Annotated in this window: 21 protein-coding genes and 1 pseudogene; 14 read left to right on the forward strand and 8 right to left on the reverse strand. The window is 73.6% G+C overall.

Going from position 1 to position 20381, the window contains the following annotated elements; all coding sequences use genetic code 11:
- Positions 1–146: 146 nt before the first annotated feature.
- Positions 147–573 (reverse strand): annotated as a pseudogene (locus tag ABZ945_RS02835) (NUDIX domain-containing protein).
- Positions 574–739: 166 nt separating this feature from the next.
- On the opposite strand from ABZ945_RS02835, the gene ABZ945_RS02840 reads away from it, so the two are divergent.
- From ABZ945_RS02840 to ABZ945_RS02865, 6 genes are all read left to right on the forward strand, one after another.
- Positions 740–1195, forward strand: coding sequence for an NUDIX domain-containing protein (locus tag ABZ945_RS02840; protein WP_361262726.1), 456 nt, complete (start codon positions 740–742; stop codon positions 1193–1195).
- Between the two features lie 111 nt (positions 1196–1306).
- On the forward strand, positions 1307–1621 hold the full coding sequence (locus tag ABZ945_RS02845; RefSeq protein WP_361262729.1) for a hypothetical protein: 315 nt from the start codon (positions 1307–1309) through the stop codon (positions 1619–1621).
- A complete protein-coding gene (locus ABZ945_RS02850; protein ID WP_361262732.1) occupies positions 1618–1809 on the forward strand; it encodes a type II toxin-antitoxin system RelE/ParE family toxin in 192 nt (63 codons plus the stop codon). Before ABZ945_RS02845 ends, ABZ945_RS02850 begins: the two co-directional genes overlap by 4 nt.
- 464 nt (positions 1810–2273) lie before the next feature.
- Positions 2274–3158, forward strand: a complete 885-nt coding sequence (locus tag ABZ945_RS02855; RefSeq protein ID WP_361262735.1) for a hypothetical protein — start codon at positions 2274–2276, stop codon at positions 3156–3158.
- Positions 3155–4222 (forward strand): helix-turn-helix transcriptional regulator, encoded by a 1068-nt coding sequence (locus ABZ945_RS02860; protein ID WP_361262738.1) that lies wholly within the window; start codon positions 3155–3157, stop codon positions 4220–4222. The genes ABZ945_RS02855 and ABZ945_RS02860 overlap by 4 nt, the downstream gene beginning before the upstream one ends.
- A 165-nt stretch (positions 4223–4387) precedes the next feature.
- On the forward strand, positions 4388–4966 hold the full coding sequence (locus ABZ945_RS02865) for an HAD family acid phosphatase (protein WP_361262741.1): 579 nt from the start codon (positions 4388–4390) through the stop codon (positions 4964–4966).
- Positions 4967–4999: 33 nt separating this feature from the next.
- Here ABZ945_RS02865 and ABZ945_RS02870 read toward each other — a convergent pair whose 3' ends face one another.
- Positions 5000–6508, reverse strand: a complete 1509-nt coding sequence (locus ABZ945_RS02870) for a LuxR C-terminal-related transcriptional regulator (RefSeq protein ID WP_361262744.1) — start codon at positions 6506–6508, stop codon at positions 5000–5002.
- A gap of 173 nt (positions 6509–6681) precedes the next feature.
- On the opposite strand from ABZ945_RS02870, the gene ABZ945_RS02875 reads away from it, so the two are divergent.
- Positions 6682–7596, forward strand: coding sequence for an NADP-dependent oxidoreductase (locus ABZ945_RS02875; RefSeq protein WP_361262747.1), 915 nt, complete (start codon positions 6682–6684; stop codon positions 7594–7596).
- A gap of 13 nt (positions 7597–7609) precedes the next feature.
- Here ABZ945_RS02875 and ABZ945_RS02880 read toward each other — a convergent pair whose 3' ends face one another.
- Both ABZ945_RS02880 and ABZ945_RS02885 read right to left on the reverse strand, forming a co-directional pair.
- Positions 7610–8122, reverse strand: coding sequence for an SgcJ/EcaC family oxidoreductase (locus tag ABZ945_RS02880; RefSeq protein WP_361262750.1), 513 nt, complete (start codon positions 8120–8122; stop codon positions 7610–7612).
- 122 nt (positions 8123–8244) lie between these two features.
- Positions 8245–8778 (reverse strand): DinB family protein, encoded by a 534-nt coding sequence (locus ABZ945_RS02885; RefSeq protein ID WP_361262752.1) that lies wholly within the window; start codon positions 8776–8778, stop codon positions 8245–8247.
- Between the two features lie 112 nt (positions 8779–8890).
- Between ABZ945_RS02885 and ABZ945_RS02890 the strand changes: the two genes are divergently transcribed.
- Positions 8891–10012 carry a GNAT family N-acetyltransferase gene (locus ABZ945_RS02890; protein ID WP_361262755.1) on the forward strand — a complete coding sequence of 374 codons (1122 nt, stop codon included), beginning with the start codon at positions 8891–8893 and terminating at the stop codon, positions 10010–10012.
- Positions 10013–10415: 403 nt separating this feature from the next.
- Here the strand turns inward: ABZ945_RS02890 and ABZ945_RS02895 are convergent, their stop codons facing one another.
- Positions 10416–10934: a carboxymuconolactone decarboxylase family protein gene (locus ABZ945_RS02895; protein WP_361262758.1), complete on the reverse strand. Its 519-nt coding sequence runs from the start codon at positions 10932–10934 to the stop codon at positions 10416–10418.
- A 47-nt stretch (positions 10935–10981) separates the two neighbouring features.
- Between ABZ945_RS02895 and ABZ945_RS02900 the strand changes: the two genes are divergently transcribed.
- From ABZ945_RS02900 to ABZ945_RS02910, 3 genes are all read left to right on the forward strand, one after another.
- Positions 10982–12403 (forward strand): PLP-dependent aminotransferase family protein, encoded by a 1422-nt coding sequence (locus ABZ945_RS02900; protein WP_361262761.1) that lies wholly within the window; start codon positions 10982–10984, stop codon positions 12401–12403.
- A gap of 166 nt (positions 12404–12569) precedes the next feature.
- Positions 12570–12845 carry a hypothetical protein gene (locus ABZ945_RS02905; RefSeq protein WP_361262764.1) on the forward strand — a complete coding sequence of 92 codons (276 nt, stop codon included), beginning with the start codon at positions 12570–12572 and terminating at the stop codon, positions 12843–12845.
- An 18-nt stretch (positions 12846–12863) separates the two neighbouring features.
- Positions 12864–14051 carry a glutathionylspermidine synthase family protein gene (locus tag ABZ945_RS02910; RefSeq protein WP_361262767.1) on the forward strand — a complete coding sequence of 396 codons (1188 nt, stop codon included), beginning with the start codon at positions 12864–12866 and terminating at the stop codon, positions 14049–14051.
- Positions 14052–14069: 18 nt separating this feature from the next.
- Here ABZ945_RS02910 and rocD read toward each other — a convergent pair whose 3' ends face one another.
- Both rocD and ABZ945_RS02920 read right to left on the reverse strand, forming a co-directional pair.
- A complete protein-coding gene (rocD, locus tag ABZ945_RS02915) occupies positions 14070–15266 on the reverse strand; it encodes an ornithine--oxo-acid transaminase (protein WP_361262944.1) in 1197 nt (398 codons plus the stop codon).
- A gap of 292 nt (positions 15267–15558) precedes the next feature.
- A complete protein-coding gene (locus tag ABZ945_RS02920; RefSeq protein ID WP_361262770.1) occupies positions 15559–16083 on the reverse strand; it encodes a hypothetical protein in 525 nt (174 codons plus the stop codon).
- 237 nt (positions 16084–16320) lie between these two features.
- Here ABZ945_RS02920 and glyA point away from each other — a divergent pair, with 237 nt between their 5' ends.
- The 3 genes from glyA to ABZ945_RS02935 all read left to right on the forward strand — a co-directional run bounded on the left by glyA (position 16321) and on the right by ABZ945_RS02935 (position 19589).
- Positions 16321–17613 carry a serine hydroxymethyltransferase gene (gene glyA, locus ABZ945_RS02925; RefSeq protein ID WP_361262773.1) on the forward strand — a complete coding sequence of 431 codons (1293 nt, stop codon included), beginning with the start codon at positions 16321–16323 and terminating at the stop codon, positions 17611–17613.
- Between the two features lie 116 nt (positions 17614–17729).
- Positions 17730–18743 carry a tryptophan--tRNA ligase gene (gene trpS, locus ABZ945_RS02930; RefSeq protein WP_361262777.1) on the forward strand — a complete coding sequence of 338 codons (1014 nt, stop codon included), beginning with the start codon at positions 17730–17732 and terminating at the stop codon, positions 18741–18743.
- A gap of 252 nt (positions 18744–18995) precedes the next feature.
- On the forward strand, positions 18996–19589 hold the full coding sequence (locus tag ABZ945_RS02935) for a 2'-5' RNA ligase family protein (protein WP_361262780.1): 594 nt from the start codon (positions 18996–18998) through the stop codon (positions 19587–19589).
- A gap of 13 nt (positions 19590–19602) precedes the next feature.
- Here ABZ945_RS02935 and ABZ945_RS02940 read toward each other — a convergent pair whose 3' ends face one another.
- Complete coding sequence (locus tag ABZ945_RS02940; RefSeq protein WP_361262783.1) at positions 19603–20361, reverse strand: decaprenylphospho-beta-D-erythro-pentofuranosid-2-ulose 2-reductase; 759 nt, start codon at positions 20359–20361, stop codon at positions 19603–19605.
- Positions 20362–20381: the final 20 nt, after the last annotated feature.

Genomic DNA, 20381 nt, shown 5'->3' on the forward strand with positions numbered 1-20381 from the left:
GAGGGTGTCCACCGCCCATCAACCCGAGCCGTAGGCGCGCGGACGGTGGCCGGGCTGGAGCGGGGCGTAGACAGGGGCGCAGGCCCGGACGACGGGCCGCAAGCGCCGCGCGTGCGCGGCGGGTGCCTTGATGGAGTAGGAAGCTCCTACCTCGCGGCGATCAGGCGCTTACCGTCGTGGCTCCACATGCGGGCCCCGTTGCCGTCCAGGGCATCGAGGAGGCGGACCGCGTAGATCTCGGCCATGCGATCGGAGACCTGCTCGGGAGTGATTCAGTCGACCGCGGTCGACTCCTCCGAGGTGCGCTCAGCGCCGGCGGGCGCCTTGCAGCGGAAGACCAGGGCGACGACATCGCGCACGGTGTTCTTGTGCACCCCGGTCAGCTCGTCCACCTTGACCCGAATGCCGGTCTTCCTCCCAAACTTCGCGGACGACACCGTACTCGGGGGAGTCGGCGAGTTCGAGCACGCTGCCCAGGAGTTCCCAGGTGCGGTTGTCGGCCCGGCGGACGGCCAGGAGGCGCCCGTCCTCACGTCTGACCACGCTCGCGACGGGCGCGGAGTGCGGTGGCAATACATGGGGAGGGCGGTGCTGCCTTGGCTGTCCCGCCGTGAGTTTGTTCGAGCTGATGCCAGTCGTGCAGACGCATATCGATGTGTCGGGTAGCGCCTGGCGGCGATGTGTAATCGGCGGGGGAAGCACCGTGATGTCCCCGCCGAAGCGATCGAGAGGCCATGCCGTGAACCGACTTGTTGTCCGGGTGTGGCGGCTCATCCGAGGGCCCCTGCAGTGGCGGATCCTCTGGTTCACGCATGCCACGTTCATGGTGGGCGTCACCGGGGTGGTCCGGAACGACGAGGGGCAGGTGCTGTTGCTGCGGCACCGGATGTGGACGCCGGAGCGGCCGTGGGGGCTGCCGACCGGGTTCGCCCGCAGAGGCGAGGAGTTCGGGATGACCGTCGTCCGGGAGGTGAAGGAGGAGACCGGGCTGGATGTGGAGCCGGGGCGGCTGGTGCGGTTGAAGAGCGGCTACCGGCTTCGGGTGGAGGTGGCGTATGAGGCGCGATATGTGGGCGGGACTTTGAAGCTGGACGACTTCGAGATCCAGGAGGCGCGGTGGTGCGATGTGGACGCGCTGCCGGATGGACTCCAGGCGGTGCATCGGGAGTTGATCGAGGGCACGGCCGCCGGCTGAACCGTCGGGACGCCGATCCGGGCGAAGCCCCGTGAAGACCTCGCTCGTTGGTGATGGCAGACGGATCGATGAGAGGGGAGAGAGACGGCGATGGGCGTTTGGCGCGACAGCGTGAGACGGGCGCGGGAGGAGACCGGCTACCGGGGGCCGGAGGTCGTACGGACGGTCGAGGGGGTGGGGGAGGCGCTGCGGGTCGATGAACGGGCTTCCTTCTACCGGCAGTTGCTCGCGGTGGGGACGGGTGACGAGTTCGACGGGTTGGTCAACCTGTACTGGCCGCTGGCGGTCATCGAGGTGGCCGAGGACCGGCAGGCCGCCGAGGACTTCGCCGATCTGGCGCTCGCGTACTACTCGGTGGCGTGTGGCAGCCGGCGGACCCAGCACCCGCACGAGCAGGTGATGCGAGAGGTGGAGGAGTCGTCATGACCCACACCATCGTGTGGGAGGACTCCGCCTTACGGGCCTGCCGGCAACTGAAGGCCGACGACCCGCGGGCGGGCAAGGTGGTGGCGAGCGCGGTGAACGGCCTGGCTGGGAACCCGGAGCCACCGGGTTGTGTGCGGGTGAGCCCGAACGTCCGCCGGTTGCAGGTGGACGCGTCCAAGGTCACATAGCGGATCGCGGTGACGGTGCTCATGATCGGCAAGGTCAAGCGGTAGCCGCCCCCCGGGGTGGGACGGGCGCGTGCCGGCCCTTGCGGGCGGGGCTGGGTAGGCGCCGGCTCGGTGAAGGGCCGGCACGTGCCCGGGCGGTGAAGGTGGGGGGCTTCGCCGTGGAATGACTGTGGCGCAGGGGGAGGGGTTGTTCAAGGGGTCGGGGAGGGGCGGGTTTTCACAGTTATTGGCAATTGATGTGAAAGTGGTCGGTGTAAGGGGTCGGCGTATAGGGTGAGGGCTTTCCTTCGGTCCATGCCCTTGGCCTGCGTCTTTCCCCGCGCGGGCGGACGGGCGTCCTCCCCCACGCAACCGGAAGAACCATGCCGACCGTTCCGAATCCCCCGGATCCGTCAGATGCCCCAAGTATTGCGAATTCCTCTGTATCGTCGAATGGGCTGGGCGAGCGCGGCGATTTCGCCGCCGTGTTCGCGGCCGCCCTGCGAAGACGGGACCTGCCCCTGGAGCGTGTCCGGGACCGGCTGCGGGCGCAGGGGATAACCGTCGGGCTGGCGACGCTGAGCTACTGGCGCAGTGGGCGCAGCCAGCCCGAGCGGCCCGAGTCGCTGCGGGCCGTCGACGCGCTGGAGGGGCTGCTCGACCTGCCGCACGGGACGCTCAGCTCGCTGCTGGCGCCGCGCCGTCCACGTGGGCGGTCGGCGCGGTACGACCCGGAGGTACGGCGCCGGGTCTACGCGGACGACCCCCTTCTGCGGAAGGTGCTCGGTGATGAGCGGTTCGCGCACTTCAACGAGGGGTTGCAGTCCACGGTCATCCATACGACGGTGACGCTGAACCGGCATCGGGCGGTGTGCGAGCTGGCGACGACCCATGTGGTGAAGGCGCGGCGGAGCGGGGTGTCCCAGCTGAGCGTGGTGGTGGCGATGGACGATCTGGTGCTGCCGGAGGGGGACGTCGCCTTCGAGGTGCGGTACGGGGAGTCGGCGCGCGTGACCTGCCTGCCGGAGCTGGGCTGTCTGACGGCGGACATCCTGTTCGGCCGGAGCCTGGTGCGCAACGAGACGGCGGTGGTCGACTACACCGTGCGGATGGCGGGGGCGACCACCCCCTCGCACGACTACGAGCGCCGGGTGCCGGCCACCCTGCGCGCCTTTCTGCTGCATGTGCGGTTCGACCCGAGCGCCCTCCCGGCGGTCTGCCGCCCGTACTACCGCGAGCATGTCGGGGCGCCGACGAGGCACGGGCAGCGGCTCGTCCCGGACGCCTCGCACACCGTGCACCTGGTGCCGGACCGCTGCCTTCCGGGGGTGCACGGGGTCGACTGGGAGTGGCCCGGGGAGGCGGTATGAGCATGCGGTCGGGCACGCGGTCGAGTACGCAGTCGGAGGAGTTGCGGCGGTTGCTGGAGCGGGGGCCGTTCGCGGACGCGCTGCGGGTGGCCATCGCGGACCGGGGGCTGAGCCTGAGCCGGTTGCGGGACCGGTTGGACCGTTGCGGTACGGGGCTGAGCGTCGCCACCCTCAGCTCCTGGCAGTCCGGGCGGCGCCGGCCCGAGCGGCCCGAGTCGCTGCGGGCACTGCGCCGGCTGGAAGCCGTACTCGGAGTGCCGGAGAACGCGTTGCGGGGGCTGCTGGAGCCGGCCAGGGCGCGGGGGCGCCGTACGTTGACGGAGCGGCTGCCCGCGACGGCGGAGGTGTGGGGCGCCACCCGGCCCGAGGCGGCCGAGGTGCTGGCGCCGTTCGCCGGGTGCGCGGACAACGGGGCGCTGCGGCGGCTGAGCGTGCACGACCGGGTGGTGGTGGGGCCGGATGGGCGGGCGGGTGAGCAGCACAGCAGGCTTGTGCTGCGGGCCGAGGAGGATGGGGCGGACCGGCTGCTGACGGTGATGGACTGGGGGGATGGGCCGGGGAGCCCGGCGGCGGTGAGCAGGGTGTGGAACTGCCGGGTGGGCCGGGTGGCCGGGCATCCGCGCTCCGGGCTGGTCGCCACGGAGCTGCTGTTCGAGCGGCCGCTGTGCCGGGGGGAGACCGTGCTGGTGGAGTATGCCTGCGTCCGACCCCGGGGCCTGTTCCCCGAGGGTGGGGTGGTGGGTGGGGATCGCAGCTCGCGGTACTTCCGGGGGCCGGTGCGCGAGTGTGTGCTGGAGGTCTGCTTCCATCCGGCCGCGCTCCCGGCGCGGTGTCGGCAGCTCACCACCCGTATCGGGGAGGTGGCGCCCAAGGCCGTACGGGACCTGGAACTCAACGCGTCCGGCCGCGTACACGCCATTGGTCTGGACTTCGGCCCCGGCAAATTCGGCATCTCATGGCAAATGGCGGAACCGGGAGGATCTGTGGAATCGAGGCCCGTGGCGGCGGTGATGTCCGGCGCCGCGCGTCAAAACTGTGAATATTCGTCGCGGTCGGACGGGTGACACTTTCTGTTATCGCGTTGCTAGCGTCGTCTCGCACACTCCATCGCAGTGCCTCGTCGGGGGATCTCGTCCGGGATCTCGTCCGACGGGGCCTCCCCCTCTGCCCTTTCCCGGCCGGTGTCGTAGGACGCGGGCGCGGGAAGCGAAATGGAAAGTGATGACGACATGAGTACGAAGACCGGGAAGGCGGCTGCCTCGGCGGCCGGACTGCTCGCCCTCTGCCTGGCCGCCGCTCCGGCCACCGCCGCCCCCGGTGGCGCTGCGGCCAAGCTGCCGAGCTACGAGACCTGGCAGGCCGATGTCCGCAAGGTCATGGACCCGTCGGTGCCCTACCTCAACGAGCGGGTGCGGCAGGGTGGTTCGAAGCTGGCGGTCGTCCTGGACATCGACAACACCTCGCTGGAGACCGAGTACCACCCCGGCGCCCCCAACAAGCCGGTGCTGGAGTTCGCCAAGGCCGCCGCGGGCCACGGGGTGCCGATCCTGATCGCCACCGCCCGCAAGGAGAGCGGCAAGGCCTCGGCGCTCTCCGCGCTGAAGAAGGCGGGCTACCCGGCCATCACCGCGATCTGCCTGAAGAAGAACGAGAACCACGCGGTGGACGTGAAGATCCGGTGCCGCAAGCAGTTCGTGTCGGAGGGCTACACCCTCATCGCCAACGTGGGCAACCGGCCCGGCGACCTGGAGTACAAGAACTACGAGCGGGGCTTCAAGCTGCCGGACTACGACGAGCAGTTGTCCTGAGGGGGAGGGCGGTACCGGCAGGCCGCCGGGTTGTCAGGCCGCCGCGTGGTAGAGCGCGGCGGCCTCGCCCCGGGAGCCCACGCCGAGCTTGGTCAGGATGTTGGCGACATGGAACTTCACCGTGGACTCGCTGATGTGCAGCTCCTCGGCGATGGCCCGGTTGCGGTGGCCCCGGGCCAGGCGGGTCAGCACCTCCAACTCCCGTTCACCCAGGGCGGTGAGGGGGCTCGGGGCGGGGTCCGGGTGAGGCGGGGCGGTACGGAGGGGGAGGGCGGCGGTGACGGTGGTGCCCCAGCCGGGCACCGCGTCCAGGCCGATGCGGCCGCCCAGGACGTCCAGCCGTTCGGCGACCCGGGCGGGTGCCAGGGCGCGGGCGGACAGCTCGCCCGGGCCGTCGTCCCGTACGGTCACCCGCAGTTCGTCCCCGTCGAGCCGCCAGCCGACCTGCACCCTGCCCACCCCGTCCTGCTCCAGCACGGTGAGGAGGACGGAGCGGGCCACCGCGCGGGCGGTGTCGGCCAGTCCGGCGGGGAGCAGCCGGGTCTCGTCCGGCCCGGCCAGCTCCAGCCGGACGGGGCTGTAGCGGACCAGCGGCCGCAGCGAGTCGGCGAGCCGATCGAAGGCCTGGTCGGCCGCCTCCTCGGCGATGTCCTGGTCGCGTTCGGTACGGGCGCGCAGCTCGACCAGTTTGGCGACGGTCAGCTCCACGGCGGCCGCCCGCGCGGCCCCGTCGTCCAGCCGGCGGCTGCGGAGCACCCCGAGCAGCCCGGTGAGGGTGGCGGCTTGGTCCTCGCCCAGTTCGGCCAGGACCCGTGAACGGGTGCCGGCGGCGGTGAGGGAGCGGGTCAGCGCCCCGGGCACGGCCTCCGCCGCCAGCCGCTCGTAGTGCGCGGTGACCAGGTCCCACAGGGCCTGGGCCAGGGCGAGCGCGCCCGTGTCGACCGGGGCGGCGCCCTCCTCCCGTACCAGCACCAGCACCGCGCCCCGGGGCGTGGCGTCGCTCCGCACGGCGAGCACCGGCCGGTCGGCCCCGGCCAGCCGCAGGGTGCCCTGCCAGGGCCGGCCGGCCACCCCGGAGGCGAGCAGCGGCGCCAGGTCGGCGTGGGTGAGCCGGGCGGTGACCGGCTCGGAGCCGTAGGTCTTGAACGGGGCGTAGGAGCAGTGGGTGGACAGCTCGGCGGCCGCGAGATGGGGGACCGGCCCGGCCAGCAGCTCGGAGAGCGCGGGCAGGATCCGGCCCAGCGGGCGGCTGATCACCCGGTACGCGGCGGTGATCGCGGCGGTGGCGGGGTCGGGGGACGGGGGTGTGGGGGAGGGGGAGAGGGCGGTGGCTGTCGGTGCCTCCGGCGGCGGTGCGCTGCCGTCAGCCGGCCGCTCTGCGCGCCCGCCGGGGTGAGGCGGCTCCGGCGGCTCCGGATGGTCCAGCGGTTCCGGAGGCTTTGGTGGCTCCGGATGCCCCAGGTGGGCCGGCGGCTCCGGATGCCCCGGACGGTCCAGCGGCTCCGGGTCCTTCGGCGGCTCCGGATGCTCCAGGTGCTCCATGGCTTCCAGCGTAGGCGGACGGCTTCGGGCGCCGCCTGTCCGTTCGGCCGGGGCCTACTGGCCGGAAGGCGGGCCGCGCGGTGGAGCCGCCCGTACCAGGCTGGAGGGAGCCGGCCGGTCCCGACCGGCGGCGGCAGGAGCAGAGCAGGAACAGCAGCAGGAGGAGGACGGAGATGCGTGCCATCAGCTACCGCGGGTTCGGCGGTCCGGAGGTGCTCACCCTGGGGGAGGCCGACCGGCCCGAGCCCGGGCCCGGGCAGGTCCGGGTGCGGATCGTCGCCGCCGGGGTCAACCAGCTGGACTCCAAGCGCCGGAACGGCTGGCTGGAGGATGTGATGCCGACGGCCTTCCCCGCCGTGCCCGGGCTGGAGTTCGCCGGAGTGGTGGACGCGCTGGGTGAGGGCGCCGGCGGGTTCTCGGTCGGCGACGAGGTGTTCGGCACCACGGTCACCGGGTCCTACGCCGAGTACGCCATCGCCGACCTGCTCGTCCCCAAGCCGGCCGGGCTCTCCTTCGAGCAGGCCGCCGCGCTGCCGGTGGCCGGGGAGACCGCCCGCCGGGTGCTGGACCAGCTCGATGTGGGCCCCGGTGAGACCCTGCTGCTGCACGGCGCGGCGGGTGCGGTCGGCCAGGTCGCCACCCAGTTGGCCGTGGCCCGCGGAGCCACCGTGATCGGCACCGCCTCGCCCGCCAACCACGAGCTGCTGCGCGGGCTCGGCGCGCTGCCGGTGGCGTACGGGGAGGGGCTCGCCGAGCGGGTACGGGATGCCGCGCCCAAGGGCGTCGACGCGGTGTTCGACGCGGCGGGCCGCGACACCCTGCCGGTCTCCGTGGAGCTGCGGGGCGGGACGACCGACCGCGTCATCACCATCGCCGCCCCGGACGCCGCCAAGCACGGGGTGCCCTTCTCGGGTGGCGGCACCGATGCGGAGACGGCCCGAGGGTGGCTGACCGAGCAGGCCGAGCAGGTGCTCGCCGGGGAGCTGCGGCTGCCGGTCGAGCGGACCTTCGCGCTCGCCGACGCCGCCGAGGCGCACCGGGCCGCCGACGAGGGCCACCGCACCGGCAAGCTGGTGATCCTCCTGTAGCGGGCGGCCGCCGTCAGGGCGCGGCGGCCAGTGACCCGGGGTCGACGACCACCGTGTTCTGGGCGGCGGCGATGCGCCAGACGCCGCCGTCCTTGGCCAGGATGTACAGCGGGCTGCCGGGCAGGCCGTCGGGGTGCGCCTCGACCAGGGCGGACGGGTCGGGGTGGCCGTGGAACACCTCGTCCAGGAAGCGGCCGTCCCGGGTGACCGGGCGCTGGCGGATCTTCACGGCGGCGATGTCCTCGCGGATGAACAGGATGTGCTCCACCTCGTAGGTGGCGGTGATGTCCGAGTCCGCGGTCGGCGGCAGCACCTTGCGGGTGAAGTCGGCGATGGTGTCGAAGCCGATCAGCCGTCTGCCGTGAGCGGTGGTCCACAGGGCGTCGGGGCGGAAGCCGGTGAGGAACTCCTCGGCCAGCGCGGCCTGCTGGGCGCGCTGCACCTCGGCGACGAACGCGGTGATCGCGTCCGCGTCCTCCTGCGGGACCTCTACTCCGGTGACCGGCGGGGTGGTCGAGACGGTCATGGTGGTACCTCCTGGGGTCCGCGCTGCGCGCCGTCGGGTCGACGTGCTCAGCCTCCGACCTCAAGTCCGCTTCAGGTCAAGCGTGTTGCCGATCACCGCCGCCGGGCCGCCCTGGAAGACCCTCACGCCCCGACCGTGCCGTCCACGCCCTCGCGCAGCAGATCGGCGTGGCCGTTGTGCCGGGCGTACTCGTGGATCATGTGCAGCATCACCCAGCGCAGCGAGACCACGGTCTCGTTCCGCCGGTTCTCGCCGGTGACGTCGAGCGAGGGTGCGGCGGCCTCGATACGGCGGGACTCCGCGACCTCGGCCTGCCAGGCGGTGAACGCCTCCGGGCCGGTCGAGCCCTCCGGGTCGTAGGCCCGCTGGTAGTCCCCCTCCGGCGACCAGACCAGCGGCAGCTCCGCCTCGCCCGCCATGGTCCGGCGGAACCAGGCCCGCTCCACCTCCGCCATATGCCGCACCAGGCCCAGCAGCGACAGCGTGGACGGCGGCATGGTGCGGCGGCGCAACTCCTCGTCGCCGAGGCCCGCGCACTTCATGGCCAGGGTGGCCCGGTGGTAGTCCAGATACGCGCGGAGCGTCTCGCGTTCGCCGCCGGTCAGCGGCGGGCCCACCCGGTCGACGGGGGCGAAGGAGGAGTCGGAGCCGGACATGCGGGGTCCTTCCGGGGAGGGTGATCGCCGTCCCGACCAGGATCGCCCATCGGCCGCACGGCGCAACGGAATTCAGTGGCCGAGACCCCGCCCGGACCCTAGGGTCGCGGCCATGACGATCATGGGTGAGTGGGCGGATGACGTGGACGTGGCGGTGGCCGTCACGGTGGAGGCGCTGAGCGCGGTCGCGGACGCGGGCGGGGGCGGGGGCGGGGATGGCGAGCAGGAGTGGGCGGAGGCGGCGCACGGGCTGGAGTGGAGCTGCCGGGAGACGGCGGTGCACATCGCGGACGACTTCGCGGGCTACGCCACCCAGTTGACCGGGCGCTCGAAGCAGGGGTACGCGCCCTACGAGATCGTCGCCCGGCCCGGCACCGACGCGCGCGGGCTGGTCCGGATCATCGGGGCCACCGGCGGGCTGCTCTCCGCCGTCGTCCGCACCACCCCCGCCGACGTCCGGGCCTGGCACCCCTACGGTGACGCCGGTCCGGACGGGTTCGCCGCGATGGGCATCCTGGAGACGCTGCTGCACACCCATGACATCGTCACCGCGCTCACCGGCACCGGCTGGCGGCCCCCGGCCGGGCGGTGCGAGCGGATCGTGGACCGGGTCCTGGACCGGTTGTTCCCGCATGTCCCTCGCTCGGCCGGTGATGACCCATGGGCGGTGCTGCTGCACGCCACCGGCCGCGCCGAGGCCGAGGACGGCACCGCCCGGCCGTCCGCCTGGCGCTGGTACGCGGACCCGATCCGCTCCGAGCGGCTGCTGCTCTGCGAGATCTCGCCGCCCGTCGGCGCCGAGCTGCACGGCGGCGGCAGCGGCGGGTTCCGCTGGGCCGAGGGCGGCCCGGAGGAGGGGACGCGGTTCGCCGGCGGCATGGTGGTCAAGGCCCGGGAGGACGGCTCGTACCGGCCGGGCTGGGGCTCGTACGCCATCGTCCGCGCCGAGGACGGCCGCGCGGTCGGCGGGGTCGGCTTCCACGCCGCGCCCGACCAGGAGGGGGCGGTGGAGATCGGCTACGACGTGGTGGCCTCCGCCCGGGGCCAGGGCTACGCCGCCGAGGCGCTGGCCGCCCTGGTCCGCTGGACGCTCACCGACCCGGCGGTCCGGGTGGTGCGGGCCACCGTGGACCACCCCAACGCCGCCTCCCACGCGGTCGTCGCACGCGCCGGCTTCCAGCGGGTGTCCGCCGACGCGGAGAACGTACGGTACGAGCTGAGGCGGGCGGAGTAGCCCCGGCGGCCGTGCCCGTGAGCCGGGCGGCACGCGGGTGTACGGGGCGGGGCCGCCGGGCGCATGGCGAGTCCCACCCCCCCCGAGGCCCGGCCCCCGAACGCCCGGTGGACCCCCGTCCCTCCGGGCCGGGACCCGGCCGCCTCCGTCCCCGGCCGTACACGCGGCCCGCGCCCCCTGGGGCGTACGGCGGCGGGCGCGACCGTCAGGCACACGCGGCCCCCGGGCCCGGGGCCCCGACCGCCTCAGCCACCTGGCGGCGCAGACGCCGGGCCCGCGCCCCTGGGGCGTACGGCGGCGGGCGCGAACGTCAGGCACACGCGGCCCCGGGCCCGGGCCCTGACCGCCTCAGCCCCCGGCACGCTCGGGCACCCGCCCCCTGGGCGTCCCGGTCCGGGCCACCTCAGCCGTTCTTGAACTGCCCCGGGGTGTAGTGGCCCGGGACCATCCGGCAGCTGACCGCGAACCGGTTCCAGGCGTTGATCACGTTGATCGCCGCGATCAGCTGGGCCAGCTCCGGCTCGGTGAACTCCTTGGCGGCCTTCTCGAAGACCTCGTCCGGCACGAAGCCGTCGGTGAGCACCGTGATCGCCTCGGTCAGCTCCAGCGCGGCGACCTCCTTGGCGGTGTAGAAGTGCCGGGACTCCTCCCAGGCGCTGAGCTGGATGATCCGGTCCACCGACTCCCCGGCGGCCAGCGCGTCCTTGGTGTGCATGTCCAGGCAGTAGGCGCAGTGGTTCAGCTGCGAGGCGCGGATCTTCACCAGCTCCAGCAGGACCGGGTCCACGCCCTTACGGGCCGCCGCGTCCAGCCGGACCATCGCCTTGTAGACCTCCGGGGCGTGCTGCGCCCAGGCCAGCCGGGCGGTGTGCTCGGGGAGCTTGCCGTTGTCGTCCTGAGTGGTGTTCGTGTTCGTCGTCATGACCACGAGCGTAGGCGTGGTGTGGCACAGGGGTATGGTCCATTTCCATGACGGAATCCTGGGCCACTTTCGGCGCCGACCTCCACCTGGACCTGGGCGGGGCGGGGCTCCGCTCCGGGCTGATGAACGCGCTGCGGGAGGCCGTACGCACCGGGCGGCTGGCGCCCGGGACCCGGCTGCCCTCGTCCCGTACCCTCGCCGCCGACCTCGGGGTGGCCCGCAACACCGTCGCCGACGCCTACGCGGAGCTGGTCGCCGAGGGCTGGCTCACCGCGCGCCAGGGCTCCGGCACCCGGGTCGCCCAGCGCGCCGCCCCGCTCACCGGCCGCCGCGCCGCCGCCGGCAGCCGCCCGCCCGGCGCCACCCGGCTGACCCACACCCCGGTACGCCGCCCACCCGCCCACGACCTGCACCCCGGCACTCCCGACCTGAGCTCCTTCCCGCGCGCCGAGTGGCTGAAGGCGGCCCGGCGGGCCCTGAACGCCGCGCCCCACGAGGCCTTCGGCTACAACGACCCCCGCGGCCGGATCGAGCTGCGCACCGCGCTCGCCGACTATCTGGCCCGGGCCCGCGGGGTGCACGCCGACCCGGACCGGATCGTGGTCTGCTCGGGCTTCGTGCACGGGTTGCGGCTGCTGGCCAAGGTGCTGGCCGACCGGCGGGTCCGGGAGGTGGCCGTGGAGTCGTACGGGCTGGACATCCACTGGGAGCTGCTCACCGGCGCCGGGCTGCGCACCCCCGCCCTCCCGTACGACGAACACGGCACCCGCACCGGCGAACTGGCCCGCCAGGGCGCCCTGCTGATCACCCCGGCGCACCAGTTTCCGCTGGGCGGCGCGCTGCCCCCGGACCGGCGGGCGGCCGCGGTGGACTGGGCCCGGGCCGAGGGCGCGCTGATCCTGGAGGACGACTACGACGGCGAGTTCCGCTACGACCGGCAGGCGGTCGGCGCCCTCCAGGGCCTCGACCCCGAGCGGGTGGTCTACCTGGGCACCGCCAGCAAGTCGCTCGCGCCCGGGGTGCGGCTCGGCTGGATGGTGCTCCCGCAGGGGCTGATCGGCGAGGTGCTGGCCGCCAAGGGGTGGTCGGACTGGGCCGGCGGCGCGATCGACCAGCTCACCCTGGCCGAGTTCATCACCTCCGGGGCGTACGACCGGCACATCCGGGGCCGCCGGCTGCGCTACCGCCGCCGCCGCGACCAACTGGTGGCCGCCCTCGCCGAACGCGCCCCCGACATCCGGGTCAGCGGTATCGCGGCCGGGCTGCACGCGGTGCTGGACCTCCCGCCCGGCACCGAGGCCTCGGTCGTCCAGGCCGCCTCGTACCAGGGGCTCGCCGTCCAGGGCCTCAGCCGCTTCCGCCACCCCGAGGTGCCGTACGACCGGGAGGGCCTGGTCGTCGGCTACGCCACCCCCACCGACAGCGCCTGGTCCGGCGCCCTGGAGGCGCTCTGCCGGGCGCTGCCCTGAGAAACCGGGTGCGAAACCGGGTGCCGCGGGGTGTGTGAAGGGCCGCCGGGCGAGCAGACGGAGCCGGGACCGGGCTTACGGGGGCGGTGGGCCGCCCTCTAGGGTGTGCGGACGGCCGGAACGGCACGGGGGCCGGACGCGCCACAACGGGGAGGGACGGACTGCGATGCGCAGGCTGAGGTCGAGCACGGTGGTACTGGGCAGCATGGGGCTGATGGCGGTGGCCCTCACCTCCTGCGGCTCCGAGCCGGACAAGCGCTGCGCCGACCGGCAGACGCAGAAGGAGCTGTCCCGCGAGGACTGCGACGACGGCGGCAGCGGCAGCCGGGGGGCGTACTACTACGGCGGCTCCAACAGCAAGGGCAAGCTGTCCGGCGGCAGCTTCGACAAGGCGGCCGTGGACCGCGGCGGCTTCGGCTGCTCCGGGTCCGGCGGCGGCTGAGCCCGGGCCGGCCGACCCGTGAAGCGCCACACCATCGAGCCGCGCCCCGGCTGGCAGCAGACCGTCGAGGAGCAGGGCTGCATCTACCCGCTCACCCGCTACCCGGACGGCTCGCTCCGCCCGTACTGGGACGAGAGCGCCTACTACGTCTTCTCGCTGCCCGAGGTGGAGGCGCTGGAGGAGGTCGTCGAGGAGCTGCACACCATGTGCCTGGCCGCGGCCGCGCACATCGTGGAGAAGGAGCGGTTCGCCGACCTCGGCATCACCGAGCCCCGGCTGGTCCGCCTGATCACCGAGGCCTGGCGCCGCCGCGCCGAACTACCGTCCGTCTACGGGCGGTTCGACCTGCGCTACGACGGCACCGGCCCGGCCAAGATGCTGGAGTACAACGCGGACACCCCCACCTCCCTGGTGGAGGCGGCCAGTCCGCAGTGGTTCTGGATGGAGGAGCGCTTCCCCGGCGCCGACCAGTGGAACTCGCTGCACGAGCGGCTGGTCGAGGCCTGGCGCCGGCAGAAGCACCTGCTGCCGCCCGGGCCGGTGCACTTCGCGCACAGCGACGGCGACGAGCTGGGCGAGGACCTGATGACGGTCGCCTATCTGCGCGAGACCGCCGAGCAGGCCGGGTTGGAGACCGAGGCGCTGTCGGTGGAGCGGATCGGCTTCGACCGGATCACCGGGCGCTTCGTGGACGAGAAGCTGCGCTTCATCCGCAGCTGCTTCAAGCTCTACCCCTGGGAGTGGCTGACCACCGACCGGTTCGGCCCGCATGTCCTCGCCACCCTCGACAACGGCGGCGGCACCGGCTCCACCTGCTGGATCGAGCCCGTCTGGAAGATGCTGCTCTCCAACAAGGCGCTGCTGGCGATCCTCTGGGAGCTGTACCCGGGCCACCCCAACCTGCTGCCCGCCTATCTCGACGGCCCGCGAGAGCTGGCCGACCCCGGAGGCCCCGGCTACGTGGCCAAGCCGCTGCTCGGCCGCGAGGGCGCCGGGGTGACGGTGCACGGGGCCGGCGAGCCCCCGGCCGTACGGGACGAGCCCTGCTGCTACCAGGAGCTGGCCCCGCTGCCCGACTTCGACGGCAACCGGACGGTGCTCGGCGCCTGGGTGGTCGAGAACGAGGCCGCCGGGCTCGGCATCCGGGAGTCGGCCGACCTGGTCACCGACGAGTACGCGCGCTTCCTGCCGCACGTCATCCTCTGACCACCCCCGGCCGGCTGCTCAGCGGGCGGCGGCGTCCGCGAGCACCTGGCGCAGCTGCTCCAGCCCCCAGTCCAGGTCCTCCTTGGAGATCACCAGCGGCGGGGCGATCCGGAGGGTGGAGCCATGGGTGTCCTTCACCAGCACCCCGCGCTCCATCAGCCGCTCGGACACCTCCCGGCCGCTGCCCAGCCCCGGCACCACGTCCACCCCGGCCCACAGGCCCCGGCCGCGCACCGCCGCCACCGTGCCGTCGGCGACCATCAGCCCCAGCTCCTGGTGGAGATGGTCGCCCAGCTCGGCGGCGCGCTCCTGGTACTCGCCGGTGCGCAGCATCGCCAGCACCTCCAGCGCCACCGCGCAGGCCAGCGGGTTCCCGCCGAAGGTCGAGCCGTGCTCGCCCGGCCGATGCACGCCCAGCACCTCCGCGCTGGACACCACCGCCGAGACCGGCACCACCCCGCCGCCCAGCGCCTTGCCGAGCAGGTACATGTCCGGGACGACACCCTCGTGCTCGCAGGCGAAGCTCCGCCCGGTGCGGCCCAGCCCGGACTGGATCTCGTCCGCGACGAACAGCACCCCGCGGCGCCGGGTCAGCTCCCGTACCGCGGGCAGATAGCCGGGCGGCGGCACCAGTACGCCCGCCTCGCCCTGGATCGGCTCCAGCAGCACGGCCACCGTCTCCTCGGTGATCGCCGCCTCCAGCGCCGCCAGGTCCCCGTACGGGACGATGTCGAAGCCGGGTGTGTAGGGGCCGTGGTGCTCCCGGGCCTCCGGGTCGGTGGAGAAGCTGACGATGGTGGTGGTACGGCCGTGGAAGTTGCCGTCCGCGACGACGATCCGCGCCCGCCCGTCCGGCACGCCCTTGACCCGGTAGCCCCACTTGCGGGCGGTCTTGACCGCGGTCTCCACCGCCTCCGCGCCGGTGTTCATCGGCAGCACCATCTCCATGCCGCAGAACTCCGCCAGCCGCTCGCAGAACTCCGCGTACCGGTCGTGGTGGAACGCCCGGGAGGTCAGCGTCACCCGGTCCAGCTGCGCCTTGGCCGCGTCGATCAGCCGGCGGTTGCCGTGGCCGAAGTTGAGGGCCGAGTAGCCGGCCAGCATGTCCAGGTAGCGCCGCCCCTCGACATCCGTCATCCAGGCGCCGTCCGCCGTGGAGACGACGACCGGGAGCGGGTGGTAGTTGTGCGCGCCGTGCGCCTCGGCGGCGTCGATCGCCTCCCGGGTCGCCGCCCCGGCGGAAGCGGCGCCCGCCTCGGTCGTCGGCTCGGTGTTCGGCTCGTCGTATGCGCTCGACACGGGGTCTCCGTCCTCTGTGCGGCCCGGGGCGGTGGTGGCGCCCCTTCCTATCGTCGCTCGCCTCACCCGCAGGGAAACCTCCCGTGCGGGCACGGAAACCTCCCCTGTGGGCGGGGAACTCACCGTACGCCCCGAATCCTCCGCCGGTAATGGCCCAAATCCATCCTCTGCGGCGGCCGGAAACCAACGGACCCCTCGCGGTGCCCGCTCAGCCCTCGGCGCGGCGGCGGACCGAGTCCAGCATGCGCCGGACCGCCACCCCGTGCCCGCCAGAGCCGATCACCAGGGCCCGGTACACCGCGCCCAGCGGGCCGGGGAACCGCGCGTAGGTCCGTACCGCCAGCACCGTCCCCGTCCCCTTCCCCTTTTCCTCCCCCGGCTCCGGGGAGAGGGCCAGCACCGCCGCGTACCGGGAGAAGAGGTGACGGCCGGTGAGCACCGCCCGCTCCGGCGGCACCGACAGCGCCACCCGGAACCCGGGCAGCGCCGCGCCCTCGGCGAGCGCACCGCCCGAGCGGCCGGCGGGCCTGGCGGAGGCGGGTTGGGCGCGGACCAGCCGGGCGTACGCGGCGGGGGCCGGGCCCCCGCGCTCCCCGAGCCAGCCGGCCAGCGCCGCCCACACCACCACCGGACCGGCGGTGATCCGCACCCGGTGCTCGTCCACGAACGGCAGCCCGGGCGGGACGCCCTCCTCGGGGGGAGGGGTGGTGGTACGGGGCGGGTGCGGGCTCATGGCGGTGCCTTCCGTACGAGTCGTACACGTCGTCAGAGCGGGGCCGAGGCCACCGGCCCTCCGACGGTAGCGCCACGCCCCGGGCGCCCTCCGGCGCCCTCCCGCTAGGGTGGGCGGTACGCGCGGCGACTGGCGTACGGGGAAGCGACCCCGGGGGAGCCGCGCGCGGCAGACCGTACGGGTGCCGCCCGCCTGGGCACCCCGGCTCGACCGTGCTGCCGCCCCCGGAGGGACGCCATGACCATCTCCGCCCCCGTACCCGTCGCCACCCCCGCCCACCATCCCGCGCTCGCCGCCACCGACCCCGAGCTGGCCGCGCTGGTCGGCGCCGAGGAGCGGCTCCAGGCCGAGACCCTGCGCCTGATCCCCAGCGAGAACTACGTCTCCGCCGCCGTGCTGGAAGCCTCCGGCACCGTGCTGCAGAACAAGTACAGCGAGGGCTACCCCGGCCGCCGCTACTACGAGGGCCAGCAGGTCATCGACCAGGTGGAGCGGCTGGCCGGAGACCGGGCCCGGGCGCTGTTCGGCGCCGACCACGCCAACGTCCAGCCGTACTCCGGCTCGCCCGCCAACCTCGCCGTCTATCTGGCGTTCGCCCAGCCCGGCGACACCGTGATGGGCATGGCCCTGCCGATGGGCGGCCACCTCACCCACGGCTGGGGCGTCTCGGCTACCGGCAGCTGGTTCCGCGGGGTGCAGTACGGGGTCCGCCAAGACAACGGGCTGATCGACTACGACCAGGTGCGCGACCTCGCCCTGAAGGAGCGGCCCAAGGTGCTGTTCTGCGGCGGCACCGCGCTGCCCCGCACCATCGACTTCGCCGCGTTCGCCCAGATCGCCGAGGAGGCCGGCGCGGTCCTGGTCGCCGACATCGCGCATATCGCCGGGCTGGTCGCGGGCGGCGCCCACCCCTCCCCGGTGCCGTACGCCGACGTGGTGTCCACCACCACCCACAAGACCCTGCGCGGTCCGCGCGGCGCCATGCTGATGTGCCGCGAGGAGCACGCCAAGGCGATCGACAAGGCGGTCTTCCCGGGCCTCCAGGGCGGCCCGCACAACCAGACCACCGCCGCCATCGCGGTCGCCCTGCACGAGGCCTCCGCCCCCGCCTTCCGCGCGTACGCCCACACCGTGGTCGCCAACGCCCGGGCGCTCGCCGAAGGCCTGCTGGCCCGAGGCTTCGACCTGGTCTCCGGCGGCACCGACAACCACCTGGTGCTGGTCGACCTCACCACCCGGGACGTCCCCGGCAAGGCTGCCGCCAAGGCGCTGGACCGGGCCGGCATCGTGGTGAACTACAACACGGTCCCGTTCGACCCCCGCAAGCCCTTCGACCCCTCCGGCATCCGGATCGGCACCCCCTCGCTCACCTCCCGGGGCCTGCTGCCGGAGCACATGGACGCGGTCGCCGGCTGGATCGACCGGTCCGTCACCGCGGCCGGTAGCGGCGACGAGCCCGCGCTGGCCGCGGTCCGCGCCGAGGTCGCCGAGCTGATGGCCGCGCACCCGGCCCCGGGCCTGCCGGTGTGACACACGCTGCCCCGGGGCGACGGGGCACCGTCCCCGCCCCGGGGCAACCGGTCACCACCCCCGCCCCCCGGGGCACCGTTCCCGAGCTGTCGGCGGCACCTGAGACAATGTGGGGCATGGCCTCTGATCGTCCTCGTGTGCTCTCCGGGATCCAGCCCACCGCCGGCTCGTTCCACCTCGGCAACTACCTCGGCGCGGTCCGCCAGTGGGTGGCTCTCCAGGACACCCATGACGCGTTCTACTGCGTCGTGGACCTGCACGCGATCACCGTTCCGCAGGAGCCGGCCCAGCTGCGCGCCAACACCCGGCTGGCCGCCGCCCAGCTGCTGGCCGCCGGACTGGACCCGGAGCGCTGCACCCTCTTCGTCCAGAGCCATGTGCCCGAGCACGCCCAGCTCGGCTGGGTGATGAACTGCCTGACCGGCTTCGGCGAGGCGAGCCGGATGACCCAGTTCAAGGACAAGTCCGCCCGGCAGGGCGCCGACCGGACCACCGTCGGCCTCTTCACGTACCCGATCCTCCAGGTCGCCGACATCCTGCTCTACCAGGCCGACCAGGTCCCGGTGGGCGAGGACCAGCGCCAGCACATCGAGCTGACCCGCGACCTCGCCGAGCGGTTCAACGGCCGCTACGGGCAGACCTTCACCCTGCCCGCGCCGTACATCACCAAGGAGACGGCGAAGATCTACGACCTCCAGGACCCCTCGGTCAAGATGAGCAAGTCGGCCTCCACGCCCAAGGGCCTGGTCAACCTGCTCGACGAGCCCAAGGCCACCGCCAAGAAGGTGAAGAGCGCGGTCACCGACACCGACACGGTGATCCGCTTCGACCCGGTCGGCAAGCCGGGCGTCAGCAATCTGCTCACCATCATGTCCGTGCTCACCGGCTCCACCGTCGCCGCGCTGGAGAAGGAGTACGAGGGCAAGATGTACGGGGCGCTGAAGACCGATCTCGCCGAGGTGATGGTGGACTTCGTCACTCCGTTCAAGGACCGCACCCAGGAATACCTGGACGACCCCGAGACGCTGGACTCGATCCTGGCCAAGGGCGCGGAGAAGGCCCGGGCGGTGGCCGCCGAGACACTGGCCCAGACCTACGCCAGGGTGGGATTCCTGCCGGCCAAGCACTGAGCACCCGGCCGGGGCCACCGGCGCACTCCCGTGGCCCTGGTCACTCGCTCCGGTGGCTCTGGTCAGCGGCGGGCGCACCCGCCACACTGACGACGGACCGGCACGACGAGGACCACACGAGAATCAGGCACGACTGCACGGACATCGGCACGATGGCACGACGGCACGGCCAAGCGAAGACGACCGGGGGAGGGCGGCGGGCGGGACCGCCGCACCGGGACCAGCTGCGAGACGACCTGTGAGGAGTACGACGTGGGGACCGTAACGCTCGGCGTTTCGATCGCGGTCCCGGAGCCCTACGGCAGCCTGCTCCAGCAGCGGCGCGCGGGCTTCGGTGACCCCGCCGCGCACGCCATTCCCACCCATGTCACGCTGCTGCCGCCCACCGAGGTGGAGCCGGAGCGGCTGCCCGCCGTACGGGCGCACCTCGCCCGGGTGGCCGCGTCCGGCCGGGCGTTCCCCATGCGGCTGAGCGGCACCGGCACCTTCCGCCCGCTCTCCCCGGTCGTCTTCGTCCAGGTGGTGGAGGGCGCGGCGGCCTGCTCCTGGCTCCAGCAGCGGGTCCGGGACGCCTCCGGGCCCCTGGTGCGCGAGCTGGCCTTCCCGTACCACCCGCATGTCACGGTCGCCCACGGCATCTCCGAGGAGGGCATGGACCGGGCGTACGAGGAGCTGGCCGCCTTCGAGGCCGCCTGGAACGTCGGCTCCTTCGCGCTCTACGAGCAGGGCGCCGACCAGGTCTGGCGCAAGCTCTCCGACTACGAGTTCGGCGCCGGGCTGAACACCCCCGCGGTGCCCGCGCAGGGCGGCTCACCGATCGACGAGCGGGCCGCCTTCCGCCACTGACCGGGCCCGGTGGTCAGAAGGGCAGCCGGCGGAACAGCGGCCGCGGCAGATGGCGTACCGCCGCCATCACCGGCCGCAGCGCCCCCGGCACCCACACCGTCTCGGTGCGCCGCCGCAGCCCCAGCTCGATCGCGGTGGCCACCGCCTCCGGGGTGGTGGCCAGCGGCGCGGGGTCGAGCCCTGCCGTCATCCGGGTGCGGACGAACCCGGGCCGCACCACCATCACATGCACCCCGGTCCCGTACAGCGCGTCCCCGAGGCCCTGGGCGAAGGCGTCCAGACCGGCCTTGCTGGACCCGTAGAGGAAGTTGGCCCGCCGGGGCCGTTCGGCCGCCACCGAGGAGAGCACCACCAGCGAGCCGTGCCCCTGTGCCTCCAGCGCCCCGGCGCACACCAGCCCGGCCGAGACGGCCCCGGTGTAGTTGGTCTGCGCCACCCGTACGGCGGCCGGCGGGTCGGTCTCGTCCCGGGCCTGGTCGCCGAGCACCCCGAAGGCGAGCAGCACCAGGTCGATGTCCCCCTCGGCGAACACCTTGCCCAGTACCTCCTGGTGGCTCGCGGTGTCCAGCGCGTCGAACTCCACGGTGCGCACCTCCTCCACCCGGGTCCGGCGCAGCGCCTCGGCCGCCGAGTCCAGCCCGGGGGATGGCCGGCCGGCCAGCCAGACCCGGCGGGTACGGCGGGCGATCAGCCGGCGGACGGTGGCGAGGCCGATCTCCGAGGTACCGCCGAGGACCAGCACCGACTGCGGCGCTCCGAACGCGTCTTTCACAACAGGCTCCAGGGGTCAGT

Origin of the sequence: Streptomyces sp. NPDC046887, from assembly GCF_040644755.1 — a bacterium.
In the GTDB taxonomy this organism is placed as follows: domain Bacteria; phylum Actinomycetota; class Actinomycetes; order Streptomycetales; family Streptomycetaceae; genus Streptomyces; species Streptomyces lichenis.

What these genes read in the sequence shown, in the direction of transcription:
- ABZ945_RS02850 (WP_361262732.1), top strand. Translation starts at nt 1,618, where the DNA reads ATGACCCACACCATCGTGTGGGAGGACTCCGCCTTACGGGCCTGCCGG.
- ABZ945_RS02860 (WP_361262738.1), top strand. Translation starts at nt 3,155, where the DNA reads ATGAGCATGCGGTCGGGCACGCGGTCGAGTACGCAGTCGGAGGAGTTG.
- ABZ945_RS02865 (WP_361262741.1), top strand. Translation starts at nt 4,388, where the DNA reads ATGAGTACGAAGACCGGGAAGGCGGCTGCCTCGGCGGCCGGACTGCTC.
- ABZ945_RS02870 (WP_361262744.1), bottom strand. Translation starts at nt 6,508, where the DNA reads ATGGAGCACCTGGAGCATCCGGAGCCGCCGAAGGACCCGGAGCCGCTG.
- ABZ945_RS02875 (WP_361262747.1), top strand. Translation starts at nt 6,682, where the DNA reads ATGCGTGCCATCAGCTACCGCGGGTTCGGCGGTCCGGAGGTGCTCACC.
- ABZ945_RS02880 (WP_361262750.1), bottom strand. Translation starts at nt 8,122, where the DNA reads ATGACCGTCTCGACCACCCCGCCGGTCACCGGAGTAGAGGTCCCGCAG.
- ABZ945_RS02885 (WP_361262752.1), bottom strand. Translation starts at nt 8,778, where the DNA reads ATGTCCGGCTCCGACTCCTCCTTCGCCCCCGTCGACCGGGTGGGCCCG.
- ABZ945_RS02890 (WP_361262755.1), top strand. Translation starts at nt 8,891, where the DNA reads ATGACGATCATGGGTGAGTGGGCGGATGACGTGGACGTGGCGGTGGCC.
- ABZ945_RS02895 (WP_361262758.1), bottom strand. Translation starts at nt 10,934, where the DNA reads ATGACGACGAACACGAACACCACTCAGGACGACAACGGCAAGCTCCCC.
- ABZ945_RS02900 (WP_361262761.1), top strand. Translation starts at nt 10,982, where the DNA reads ATGACGGAATCCTGGGCCACTTTCGGCGCCGACCTCCACCTGGACCTG.
- ABZ945_RS02905 (WP_361262764.1), top strand. Translation starts at nt 12,570, where the DNA reads ATGCGCAGGCTGAGGTCGAGCACGGTGGTACTGGGCAGCATGGGGCTG.
- ABZ945_RS02920 (WP_361262770.1), bottom strand. Translation starts at nt 16,083, where the DNA reads ATGAGCCCGCACCCGCCCCGTACCACCACCCCTCCCCCCGAGGAGGGC.
- glyA (WP_361262773.1), top strand. Translation starts at nt 16,321, where the DNA reads ATGACCATCTCCGCCCCCGTACCCGTCGCCACCCCCGCCCACCATCCC.
- trpS (WP_361262777.1), top strand. Translation starts at nt 17,730, where the DNA reads ATGGCCTCTGATCGTCCTCGTGTGCTCTCCGGGATCCAGCCCACCGCC.